At 55.7% G+C, this 12,465-nt stretch carries 10 protein-coding genes; all 10 read right to left on the bottom strand.

The features are described from left to right. Positions 1–382: 382 nt before the first annotated feature. A complete protein-coding gene (locus AC2FI8_RS21605; RefSeq protein WP_170542881.1) occupies positions 383–2,053 on the bottom strand; it encodes an amidohydrolase in 1,671 nt (556 codons plus the stop codon). Positions 2,054–2,082: 29 nt separating this feature from the next. Next, positions 2,083–3,303 carry a serine hydrolase domain-containing protein gene (locus AC2FI8_RS21600; protein ID WP_496716026.1) on the bottom strand — a complete coding sequence of 407 codons (1,221 nt, stop codon included), beginning with the start codon at positions 3,301–3,303 and terminating at the stop codon, positions 2,083–2,085. Between the two features lie 109 nt (positions 3,304–3,412). Next, the gene (locus AC2FI8_RS21595; RefSeq protein ID WP_170542877.1) at positions 3,413–4,444 is read right to left on the bottom strand and encodes an extracellular solute-binding protein; all 1,032 of its coding nucleotides are present in this window, start codon (positions 4,442–4,444) and stop codon (positions 3,413–3,415) included. Between the two features lie 50 nt (positions 4,445–4,494). After that, complete coding sequence (locus AC2FI8_RS21590; protein WP_170542875.1) at positions 4,495–5,325, bottom strand: ABC transporter permease; 831 nt, start codon at positions 5,323–5,325, stop codon at positions 4,495–4,497. Next, the gene (locus tag AC2FI8_RS21585) at positions 5,318–6,274 is read right to left on the bottom strand and encodes an ABC transporter permease (protein ID WP_170542873.1); all 957 of its coding nucleotides are present in this window, start codon (positions 6,272–6,274) and stop codon (positions 5,318–5,320) included. Before AC2FI8_RS21585 ends, AC2FI8_RS21590 begins: the two co-directional genes overlap by 8 nt. Next, entirely contained in the window at positions 6,274–7,335 is a 1,062-nt protein-coding gene (locus AC2FI8_RS21580) for an ABC transporter ATP-binding protein (protein ID WP_170542871.1), read from the bottom strand. Before AC2FI8_RS21580 ends, AC2FI8_RS21585 begins: the two co-directional genes overlap by 1 nt. Before the next feature lie 114 nt (positions 7,336–7,449). Beyond that, a complete protein-coding gene (locus tag AC2FI8_RS21575; RefSeq protein ID WP_496716024.1) occupies positions 7,450–8,226 on the bottom strand; it encodes a helix-turn-helix transcriptional regulator in 777 nt (258 codons plus the stop codon). Positions 8,227–8,911: 685 nt separating this feature from the next. After that, positions 8,912–9,949 carry a hypothetical protein gene (locus AC2FI8_RS21570; protein ID WP_496780912.1) on the bottom strand — a complete coding sequence of 346 codons (1,038 nt, stop codon included), beginning with the start codon at positions 9,947–9,949 and terminating at the stop codon, positions 8,912–8,914. Positions 9,950–10,034: 85 nt separating this feature from the next. Next, complete coding sequence (locus AC2FI8_RS21565; RefSeq protein WP_496780911.1) at positions 10,035–11,870, bottom strand: relaxase/mobilization nuclease domain-containing protein; 1,836 nt, start codon at positions 11,868–11,870, stop codon at positions 10,035–10,037. Then, positions 11,867–12,286, bottom strand: a complete 420-nt coding sequence (locus AC2FI8_RS21560; protein WP_496780910.1) for a hypothetical protein — start codon at positions 12,284–12,286, stop codon at positions 11,867–11,869. The genes AC2FI8_RS21565 and AC2FI8_RS21560 overlap by 4 nt, the downstream gene beginning before the upstream one ends. Positions 12,287–12,465: the final 179 nt, after the last annotated feature.

The raw sequence follows: 12,465 nt of genomic DNA, 5'->3' as shown, positions 1-12,465 counted from the left end.
TATTTTAAATAATAACTAAGCCAAATCGAAAAGCAGCCACTCGCGCAGGCGCAGCGAAAGGCAGGAAAGTCCGCAAACCAGACTTTTAGTAGATTTCAGCGAACGTCCGCTGCCGTTCAATGCAGACCATCAGGCGAAAATTCTCGGAATGACCACCAACAATGACCGCTATCCGTTCCTAAGCCGTCATCTGACTGAAAGACTCAGATGACTGCCTCGAGCCCAAACTGAACTTTGCCTCTTGGCGCAGCATCCTCCGCAATGGGCGGGAAGTGGTCATTCGCTGCGCCCGAGGCCAAGGTCTGCTTTGCTGCGCAATGCCAACAATCGTCGCGGCCTAAAAGAAGTTCTCTAAGCACTGATATAATCGATGCTAAGCATTTCAAGCTGTATGCGAAACGGCGCCTCCACAAACGGTCACAGCGATGCGCGCATTTGCTAATTGGTTTTCCTCAATCGAAAACAGGTCCTGTTCGAGAATGGCAATGTCGGCCAGATATCCCGACTTCAGACGACCCTTTTGATCCTCGTTGAACTCCAGCCACGCATTGTCACGCGAATAAGCGGAAAGCGTGGCCATAAGGCTTTGACGGTTGTCCTGCCAGGGCGATGGCAGCTCATTGCAGCTTACCGCTCCGGCAATCGTCATCATTGTGTCGACGGGAACGACTGGCCAATCCGTCGAGAAACAAATCTTGGCGCCACTCTCGCGTATTTTGTTCCACGCGAACGCAAAAGGGATTTGCTCGGTTGTCAGAATGTCTCCAGCCGAATAGGGAGAAAACAATCCTCCTGCGGGTGAATGCAATGGTTGAAGAGAGGCAACGACGTCGAGGGCTGCCAGACGGGGCAGATCCAAGGGGTCTATCACCTCGATATGCTCGATCCGGTGTCTGGAATCCCGTGCGCCGTTGGCACTGCGCGCTGCCTCGTAACCGTCCAGCGTGCGCCGAACGGCACCGTCGCCAATTGCGTGCGTGCTGAGTTGCAACCCCATTGCATCAGCACGAATGCAGGCTTCGTTAAAGTGTTCGGCACTGAATACAGCATCGCCGAGGCTTTCCGGCTTGCCCGGATACGGCGCGAGCATCAGTGCTGTGTAGCTGTCCAGCACGCCATCCATGAACATCTTTACGCGCCCTGACCAAACCATATCCGACGCAAAGCGACGGCGCATTTCATCGGCCTCTTCCAACCGATCCAGGGGGTCGGTGTTCTTGAGGTGCATGGGCACCTGAACACGGATCGGAAGGCGCCCCTCGGCCTCAAGTTCACTCAGCAGCTCAAGTTGGTAGAAGTTGCCGTCCATATTGTGCAACCCCGTGATCCCGTGGGATGCGCAGTGCTTCAAGCCACGCAGTATGACTTCCTTGTCAAAGGCGCGTTCCTCTGGTGTTGCGGGTGGCACGGGGTCCGCTCCTGTAACATACCCCAGAAGATCGCGCCCTCCCAGTTGCGACAGGCGCAGGACAGAGCCAAAAGCACCGGTTTCGTTCAGTTGACCTTGTGCGGTACCATCCCCAGCCATCACGATTTCCGAACCGGGGGGAACGACGCCGCCGTAAAGAATGCCCGCCTTTTCCAAGGCAATTGTGTTTGCCCAGACGGTGTGGTGGTCGGCCGACATTAACGCAACCGGGCGCTCGGACAGGATGCGATCCAGATCTTGCCGTGTCGTTGTGACGCCGGGGCCAAGAATTTCGTAGTTGGCGGCGACCCCCATAAGCAAAGGTTCGTCGGGGTGCTCGGCCGCAAAGGCTCGCAATGCGTTTGTCAGAGCATCCGCGCCCGTCGTTTTGCGCAGGTCCAACATGCCCAACTCGGCCGCTCCACCGAAAAGGTGGACATGGCTATCAATAAAGCCAGGCATGACGGTGCCGCCCGCAGCGTCGATGATTTTGGTTCCATTCCCAGCCAGAGTACGGATGTCGTCGGTGTTTCCAACAGCCACAATTATGCCGCCCTGAATTGCCAGGGCCGAAGCCTTCGGCGTGGAGTCGTCAAAGGTCAGGAGAGAACCGTTGAGGATGATCAGATCAGGTGTTGGCGACATGCGGCCTCTTGTGTCTGTGATGGTTTGAACTACTCAAGCGCGCGAATGATTGCCTCGCAGGCACGCACGGCATCGTGGCTAAAGGACTGGATCAGATAGTCGGGCCAGCTGGAAAGCTTGACGATAACCACGTCCGCGGTCAGGTCAATGAAGATCAGTTGACCAAAAACTCCGCGCGCCATGAACACGCCGCGCCTCGGGTCGTGAACCCACCAGAACCTTCGGTATGCCCCTTGAGGGGACAGCACGTCATACGGGTCACCGTGCTTTGAAGGGTCCGCTCCCGAACAAATCCCCGAAACCCAGCTTTCCGGCACTACTTGTCGGTCACCGACCTTGCCACCATCAGCCATCATGCGGCCAAAGCGGGCATAGTCCCGAAGAGTTGCGTTGAACCCGCCGTCAGCGAGTGCTGTCTTGGCGTCGTCTACGGTGAAAAAGCCCGAATGCACGCAGCCAATCTTTTGCCAGATCCGGTTGGACAAGAGCGAAGCAAGGTCTTCGCCGCTCACACGTTCCAAGGCCCAGGCGATGACATCCGTCTCAATCGAGCGGTAAGAAAAAGCCTGCCCATGGGGTCTTTCCCGGGGCAAAGTTAGAATAACATCCCGAATGGTAGGTTTGATTTCTCCCTTGCGAACCGGGCGCCAGCCCGACGCCACATCAACGCGTGTCATGTCACTATCCGGAAAGCCATAATCCTCGGTAAAGCGCACGCCGGATTGCATATCGAGCGCCTGATCCACAGTGCATCCGGCATAGCCGGTCCCAGCAAGTTCCGGTACGATATTGTCAAGCGGCTCCGAGAGGTCCAGCTTGCCTTCACCGTGAAGCACACCGGCCAGAGAGCCGATCAGGGATTTGGAGACAGATTGCCCCAAATGTGCGGTGTCCGGAGTAAAGTCGTTGGCATATATCTCGGTTAAAAGCCGGATGCCTTTCGACACTAGGAAGCCATCCGTGTAGCTCTCAGTCAGCCAGTTCCCGACCGATAGTTGGCGGTCGTCAAAGGTCTGAAACTCCGTATCCAGCAGGTCACGGGGCGCCTGTATCAGTTCTCGGGCATTCGGGCCCGGACGAACATCGACCGTGGGAAACAGACTACGCATGTTCTGGAAGGTCCAGCGGTTGAACGGGGCGAGGTCCCAGTTCTCGAGAGACGGGCGTTTCTCAGGCGGGGGCGGGAAACCCTGCATGATGCCGATCTCACGCGCTGTTTTGGGCCTCGTGCCGGATTTGCTGTTTTGCATTTTCCATGCTCCCGCAAGGCGACCCTAACAGGGGGCGCAGTCAGGTTAAAAAAGCTTTGGAAGGGGTCGGCCCGACCAGAGATAGGCCGACCACAGGTGACTTTTAAATTTATTGCTTAAGGCGGGTCCAAACCTTGTTGTACAGGTCCACAACGTCTTGGTCGCAAGGCTTCACAAAGTCGGGTACCGGCGCCCCTGCAGGCATCACGATTTCAGGCGCGTCGAGCATCTCGGCATCCATGAATGCCTCGGAACCTTTGATCCCGTTGGCATAACGCGCAAAGTTCGAGGTCATTGCAGCGTTTTCCGGGTCCATCATGAAGTTCACGAAGAGCTTTGCGTTTTCCATGTTGGGCGCGTCGGCAAGAACCGCGACGTTATCCATCCATCCGGTGAACCCCTCCTTTGGATAGGCGTACTGCAATGTCGGGCGATCCGCCCGGGCGCGCATGGCCGCGCCGTTCCAGCTTTGCGACAAGTCCACATCTTTCGATGTTAGCTTTTCGATCACCGCATAATCCATGGTGCGCCAGTCACCCTTGGCATTTTCGAGCAGTGCCATCAGCTCTTTCATCTGATCGGGATTGGAGTTGCAGCGCGGATAGCCTAGGTAGCGCAGGCCGGCGTTGATCACATCATTCATGTCATTCAGCATGTTGATACGGCCCTTAAGCTCTTCGGGCGTATCGAAGATCAGGCCAAGCGTGTCTATATCACCGCTGTAGACCGCGCTGTCGACCGTAAAGCTGGTCGTACCCCACTGATATGGGACCGAATACTTGCGACCCGGATCCCAGTATACATCAACCCAGTTCGGGTCCATGTTCTTGAAGTTGTCCATTTCGGAGGCGTTGATCTCGGCCAGTAAGCCTTCGCCTACCATGATCGCGATCATGTAGTCGCCAGGAACAACAACATCATAGCCGGTGTTGCCCTCTTTGACCTTGGCCAGCATGGTTTCATTGCTGTCATAGCTGTCCAGCGTGACCTCAATATCGTATTGGGCTTCGAATTTCTCGATCATCTCTGGGTTGGTGTAGTTTCCCCAGTTATAGATGTTCAGTTTGCCTTCGGCATGCGCTCCTGCCGCGCTGAGCGCCAGGGCCGAGATGGCTGCGGCTTTGAGAAGAGTGTATTTCATTTTGTCCTCCGTTGAGATTGATGGCGTCCCGCAGCAGCGCGGGCTTCTTGTTATTTTCGTTTGCGTTGCAGAAAGAAGGTCAGGGCGACCATGACTATGGTCACTCCGATGAGGATGGTCGAAACGGCGTTGACCTCTGGCGTTACGCCGCGACGGATTTGGCCCAGAATATAGATGGGCAAGGTGGTTTCACCCGGTCCGGCCACCAGAAGCGTGATAATGACGTCGTCAAGAGAGACTACAAAGGCCAGCATCGCCCCCGCCATAACACCGGGCATCAAAAGAGGCAGCGTCACATAGCGGAATGTCTGCCAGGGCGTCGCGTACAAATCGGCGGCGGCGGCTTCGTAAGTGACGGACAAATCTGACAAACGTGCGCGGATCGGCATGTAAGCAAAGGGCACGCAGAAAACTGTGTGGGCGAGGATCAGCCAGCCAATCCCGGTAACACCCGTGAGCTGGCGCAGGATCGAAAAGAAGGCCAGCGTCGCAATCGCCGTGACGATCTCGGGGATCATCAGGGGCTGGTTTATGAGCGCAATAGCCGCAGAACGGCCGCGATACACATCGCCGCGCGTTGTCGCCAGTGCAGCCATTGTGGCAATGATGGTGGAAAACATGGTCGCGGTGAGAGCAACCTGTACCGAGATCATTGCCGACCGTCGGATGTCATCGTTTTCCAAGGCCGCCGCGTACCAGCGCAAGCTGAACTCGGTCCAGCGCACAACAGAGCGGTTATCGTTGAACGAGAACACGATCAGGACGGCAATCGGTGCGTAGAGGAACAACAGAACCAGCCAGGACATGCCGGTGAACAGGGGTTGCCGGCGTAGTTCGCGCGCGTCTGTCGACGGCCGGAAGAGTGACGACAGTTTAGCCATGTCCACTCTCCTTCGAAGCACCTGCCCGCAAGCTGACAAGAAGCGCGATTAACACGACTGCCATCAGGATCAGTGCAGCAGCGGCGCCAAAGGGCCAGTTGCGGCCCGAACCGAACTGCAGGGCAATCAGGTTGCCGATCATCAGTTTCTTGCCACCGCCGAGCAGTTCCGGCGTGATGTAGGCCCCAAGCGCCGGGATCAGCACTAGAACGCAGCCCGCGACAATGCCCGGACGGGTAATCGGTATAATGATGTGGCGGAACACCTGCGTGCGTGTGGCATAGAGATCATGCCCTGCCTCAAGCAGCGAAAAGTCGAACTTCTCCAGCGAGGCATAGATCGGGAGGATCATGAAAGGCAGGTAGCTGTAGACCAGCCCGGCCAGTACCGCGCCATCTGTGTACAACATCTCGATCGGCTCGCTGATCAGGCCGATGTTCATCAGCGTCAGGTTCACAAAACCCTCGTCTCGTACGATCAGAAGCATCGAGTACGTACGGATCAACAGGTTCGTCCAAAACGGCAGAGTGATGGCGAACAGCCAGAAATTGCGTTGTTCCTGCGGACGGGCCGCAATGAAGTAAGCAACAGGAAACCCAAGGATCAGGGTTCCAATCATAGTGGTGATAGCAAGACCAAAGGAACGCCCGAAGATCTGAAGATAGGCGCTGTTAAAGGTCAGCGTGTCATCAAAAATATCCCGCTCGAACAGGAACTGCACATAGGCGTCGTAAGAGAACGTCCATTCAACGCCGCCATAGGTCCCGGGTTCAAGGAACGAGTAAACCAGGGCGATAGAGAGCGGGAACAGTCCAAAGATACCGATAATCCCGAGCGCCGGGGCCAGCAGGAAAAGCCGCGTTCTGCGTCTTTGAAGCGCGCGCTCGGCCTGCGCCGCAAGCAATCTCGACGCGGCGTCCGGCTGCGGGATATGTGCAACGCCGGCCATCAGTCTTCCAGCACATGCAGCATGGAGGTGTCACATTCGAGCCCGACGCGCGATCCGACGGGGCGCGGAGTGGAAACCTGGACGTGAACACTGACACCATCTTCCAGCCGCACAAGCATTTGCGACCCGGCCCCGAAATAGGTGCTGTCCACGACCTCGCCACGCAAGAGCGCTGTTTCGGCACTCTCCTCGACCACACGGATCGTTTCGGGGCGCAGAGCGACATGTACGGGGCCCGGTTCGAGCAAGGTGCTGGCAGCGTGAATCGTGAGTGGTTTGCCTTCGCCCAACCGGATTTTTGCCACGTCTCCGTCAAAGCCAAGCAAAGTAGCGTTTACGATGTTGGTGTCCCCGATAAAATCCGCGACGAACCTGCTTTTCGGGGCTGTGTAAATCTCTTCCGGTGTGCCGACCTGACGTACCGAGCCTGCCGACATCACAGCGATCCGGTCCGACATCGCCAGTGCTTCCCCTTGGTCATGCGTGACAAAAACAAACGTAATGCCTGTCTCATGCTGCAGTCGCTTCAACTCGCTCTGCATTCCTTTACGAAGTTTCAGGTCTAGAGCAGAAAGGGGTTCGTCCAGCAGCAGAACCTTTGGGCGCGGCGCCAGTGCGCGCGCCAAAGCCACGCGCTGCTGCTGCCCGCCTGACAATTGATCAACCCGGCGCGTTGCAAACTCGCCCAGCTGTACCAGGTCCAGCATCTCGGTGATGGTGCCGTCTATCTCGGCTTTCGGCCTTTTCAGCATCTCAAGGCCAAACCCGACATTGCGGGCCACACTCATGTGCGGAAACAGGGCGTAGTTCTGAAACACCGTGTTCACGGGCCGATTGTTGGGTGCCAGATGGCCAATCGACTCACCGTCCAGCGCTATTTCGCCTTCGCTTGGAAGCTCGAACCCGGCGATCAGCCGCAGTAGTGTCGTCTTGCCACAACCTGACGGGCCCAAAAGCGTGAAAAAGCTTCCTTCGGGAATGGTCAGCGACACGTCCCCCAGAGCCGTCACGGCCGCCTGACCTTCGCCAAAGCGTTTTGTCACATTCTTTACGTCGATCATGGTCTGATCCGGACACCCGCACTTGTTGATTTGTAGAATCAGCTTAGAGCCGGGAGACTTACCCTGTGAATACCTCCAAAGGGCGGTGTGATTTGTACCCCCAAAGGGGTACGACTAATCGTTCGCCGAATGCAGAAACATTGAAAACAGGGCAGACTGGGAAGATATACGCAGCTTTCTATAGATGTTCTTGCGATGCACTTTGATCGTCGCCGGGGAAACATCAAGCAAAAGCGCAATGGACTGCGTCGAGTGCCCGCGCAAAAGGAACTGCACGACCTCGATCTCCCGCTGTGTCAAACCTTTGCAAACCTTGTCGATGACCCCGTCGAAATCGACCTCGCTCTCGTCGAGTCGGCCTGAGGAGGGGTTGCGATGGAAGTGCTGCTCGCAAAGCGCCGATATGATCGGGTGCAAGTCTGTCAACCGTTCGACATCCCGCCGCGTGAACCGGGTTTTTCCCTCGGAAGGACCGAGAGAGAGAAACAAGGTGCCGTTTGCTATTGCTACAAACACCCCGATCTCGTCCGTCAGAAACAGGGATTTGTAGTAGATCCGAAAGTAGTCGGAATTGGCAAACCTGTCCGGTGTTACGTCTCTTAGTACCATCACTGGTTCGTGGCGTTCACCAATGAAACGAACAACAAACGGGTCCAGCAGCCAGGCGCGATCAAGCCATCGGTCGACAACAACCGAGCGACGTTCCGAACGCACATTGTCATAGACATGTTCGGGCGCTTTTCCCGGGTTCAAAAGGCTGACAAACGCGCCCTTGAACGAAGCTGCCTCGCGCATGAGGTTCAACAATTCCGGCATAAAACTAGATGTGCCTACAGCCCTGATCGCCCCGGCGACTTCTTCCGCGTAAGTTGGCTTTTCGGACTTTCCCAAGTATCCCACCTGGCTAAAGGGCGTTTCCTGCCCAATGTGGCTAGCCGGATTTAACTTGGCAACCTTTTCGCGCAGCTATCAGCCGGGAGAGGCGTTTTTTCGCATAGACTTGCTGAATCAAAGCTCAAAACCTATTCCGATACAAGATTTCAAATGTTGGAGAAGCGGAAGAACAATTACTTTAAACTAAATCTCTTTAAAGGCTTAACCTAATGATTAGCCGTCCGCTGACAATCTTACGCCAGTTCTGAAGAACTCTTTTTCGCCGCAAAGCATCGTGTTGCGGCTGAAACCAGTATGCTCGACGGAACCATGAACTAAAATCCTAGTATATCCAATCCGAGATTGCCGACTGTGCCAGCGTACCCGACCAGAGAGGCTTTTTCCTGTCGCTGGAGACGAACGCTCCACTATCAAAAGCTCACTTTGTGTTCGAAGCTGCCTTTCGCTGTCAATTGCACAAAAGACTGCTTTGGGCCGGGAGTTGTCGGTGACCTTTCAGCGATCAATGGCAGCATTGTCCGCTTCTTGCCTATTCAAACGTGGTGCAGCGAAAGCCCGGAATGTCCAACGATAAGAGTCCGTCCCAATCGGAACAGACCCCACATTACTCCAACCCGGTGGTCTCGCTGTTCCCGGCAACACATTCACCAGCGCGAACAATAATCTATAATGTCTTCCGTCGTTAAAGGCTGTGACCATCATCTTCATGAACGTGGGTGGCCTGTTCGCGGGTATGGGCAATCTCCTGCACCACAGCGGCAATCTTGCTGGATGAAACCTGGTGCAGCTCACCGACAACGGCCTCGGCGCGCTCGTAGCTGTCTGGTACGCCTTGGCTGTTAAAGTGGGCGGCAGCGGTGGAAATATCCGCGTCTTTCCAAGTCGCCGTTGCGCCAACTGAAACGCTGTCATGATCGTTGTAGCGAGCCAGGAACTTGTTTCCATCGAGTCCGAAGCTGTTGGCGGTTGCAACAATGTCGTCACGCACTGCTAGCCATTTTTCGGCCTCGGACGGGTCCAGGTTGTCCAACTCGGCCGCATTCATGGATGTGGTGTAACTGTCGTCAGCAACAGTGTACGCCTGCAGGTCGGTGTCGTATGGGCGTAGCTCGGCAACATCGCCCTTCAGCTCTCCGATCTGCACGTCCATTGCGGCACGCAGATGCGGATCTTCGACCTCACGTGCAAGAGCCTCCATGTTCTCGATGGAGTTCACAATGTCCTTGGTCTGCTGTTCGTAGTTCTCGAAACCGGCCTGACCCAGAGCGGATTGCATATACTGAACATAGCGATCACCGGGCGACTGGTAGTCGTCGGAATCCTGAAAACCTTTGTCGCCGGACAGGTCAGCAAGGGACGAATAGTAGGGATGATACAGGTCGTATTCCTGAGCATCGTTCATGTGCTGAGAAACCAAGGCCTGCATATCGTTCAGATCAACCGGCTCCCCCGACCGCTCCGCAGCCTCCAATTCGATTTTCAGTTCTTCGACCAGATTTTGTTGCGCCGTGTGTTCGTCAACACGGCGGTTGGCCTGGTCCTCGATGTCGAAGCTCTTTGAAGCGATGGCTGCACGATCAAAGCCCATCGCCTGCTGTTCTTTCTTGATGATGTCGATCTGCTCTGAAACGCGATCCTCGCGCGCGGCGGATTGATCAAATTGGGAATAGGGTGCGAAGTGTTCAACTTCGTTCAAAAGATAGTCTGTACGCGAAACCATAGTTTTCCTTTGCGAGTTGATGGATAACTCAGTGATGGATCTGCTCAGAGCATTGGCGCACTCTTCAGGCAGACCGGGTGAAGTCCTATAGGCTGTGACCGTCATCGTCACCGTGCCCTTGCAAGAGCGGGTGCGTTGCGTGGGCGTGAACCTCTGAGAGTTCTTCTGAGATTGCGATGATCTTGGAAGAAGCAAGCTGGTGCAGCTCGTCGACAACGGCCTCTGCCCGGTCGTGGCTATCCGACAATCCTTGAGCCTGGAAGTGGGCTGTGGCGGTCGAAATGTCGTCGCTGCGCCATCCCATTGTTGTGCCCAAAGTGACGTTCTGATGATCGCCAAAGCGGGCAACGAACGCCTCGCCATCGAGGCCGTAGCTGCTGGCTGTGTCGGTGACTTCCTTGCGGATCGCCGCCCACTTGTCGGCCTCTGGATAGTCCAGGACATCCATTTCAGCGGCACTCATTCCCATCATCGTTGAATAGCGGCGGTCCTCGATGATGAAGGCTTGCAGGTCCGGATCGTTGGTGCGCAGATCCGCAACGTCACCCTTCAGCTCGCCAATCTGAATGTCCATTGCGACACGCAGATGAGGGTCGTCAACCTCACGGGCCAGCCCTTCCATCTTGTCGATGGATTGCAGCAATTCTTTGGTCTGAGACTGGAAGTCCTCATAGGCCCCCTCGCCCAAGGTGTCCTTCATATAGACCTCGTAGCGGCGTGCTGCCGGGGCATAATCAGCGGACGCCTGGAACTCCTTGTCATCGACAATATCAGCAAGGGCAGACAGATACGGATGGCTCTGTTCGTTGTCCCGAACGTCGCTGATATGGGCATCAACCTGAGCCTTCAACTCGGGCGTGATTGTTTCTTCAGAACCACCTAATTCGATGTGCCGCCGCAAGTTACTCATGACTTCGGGCGACACATAAGACGGGTCTCCCGGCTCACCGTAATCATCAAAATGATGGGCTTGGTCCAATAGATGTTCCATTCTCGATACCATAGGTTCCTCTCCTTCAACGAGCTTGATGGCAAACTCTTCGATCCGGTCTTTGATGGCGTTGGCGCGCTCATCAAACAGATCCGACATTCTTGCGATGGATAGTGTCATCACATCGGCGGCCATGTCGCGGGCCGTAACTTCGACGTCCGGAGTGGTTTCAACAACCGACATTCCGGCCTGAACTTTCCACGTATCGGTCTCGACTTCCTGCCGCAAACCGCGCTCAAGGCGGGTCGTTGCGGTCAGCTCAATTCCGTATTCCTCAGCAACCTCGACCTGGATAGAGCGCTGGACGTCGATGTTCATTTCGCTGCTCATACCCATAGCCAACCACTGCCCATGTTCGACGCCTCGGTTGTTCACAACGATGTGGACATGGGGGTTGTCAGTGTCGTTGTGGAAAACAGTCAGGTAGTCCCAGGTATCGCCAAAATCACCGCTGCCAAATAGCCGATCTGCGAACTCCAAACCGGCCTCATGAGCGGCGTCCGGATAGGTGCCTTCGGGAAAAGAAACGATCATGTGACGGGTGTAACCGTAGTTGGTTTTCCCGTTGAAATCCTCAGCCCAAGTCTCGATCAATTCACTGACCTGATCCGCATCGAGCGGGGTCACGCCATTATCTCGAATGTCCAAGACACCCTCTGCCCTGACAGTCAGATAGTTGATCTGCCGGCGCAGCTCATGCGCGTTTTTTACCCCACCTTTGCGGACGTGTTTCACAACCGCCTCGGGCTTTCCGACCACGGCACCAAGCCGCGCCTTGATGGATGAGGCCCGCGAGATCAGGAACTTCATACGCTTAGCTGTCTGCAGCTGCTGATTGATCCGCTTGGAACGATCGACACCTTTCTGAGCCTCACGGAAGGCAAGTTCCAGGAAGTCTCCGGCTGTCAGACCGTGGGCTGCGGCGTTCATTCTTCAGGTGCCCAATCGTCGTCACGCAAGATCCGGCGAATGGCGGATTCTGGCTCTCGGTTTCGGCGGGCCGCTGTGATCATCGCCTTCAGGTCTTGCCGGTGCTGGATGATCGCGCGATGGAGATTTTCGACGTCGCGGCGGTCGTCATCCGTCCAGATCACCGTGCCGCGCTTGGCCGATTTCGCAAGCTGATTGAGGTTGGTGTACCCGCCCTGAACCTGCCGCAAGTGCTTCTGCCAGAGATCCACAACAGCAGGGTCGGGATCGAGATAACCGATCAACCGATAGATCAGACGCTGGATGATCTGATTGCGGCTCTTGGCTCCCAGCACACTTACAGCTGCCTCCAAACGCTCCAGCGCATCCACTGGCAAGCGTACGGAAAAGACAGTGGTATCGGCGGGCTTGCTCAATGCATACCTCTGGTTGTATTTTCAGTTTGTAACACAACTACCTTATCCTGTCATACTCTCCAAGAGGAAACCGGGGGTGATTTTAGAAATCCGCATTTTCTAAAATTGCCCTCGGAACAGTTTTGCTCTTGGAGGCAATCTCCACGCCGGGAAAAGGGTCCCGCCCCTTTTCCAGCCAG

Source organism: Ruegeria sp. CDSB029 (genome assembly GCF_059611125.1).
The sequence above is the reverse complement of the archived record's forward strand: the minus strand, read 5'-3'. Positions and strand labels throughout refer to the sequence as shown.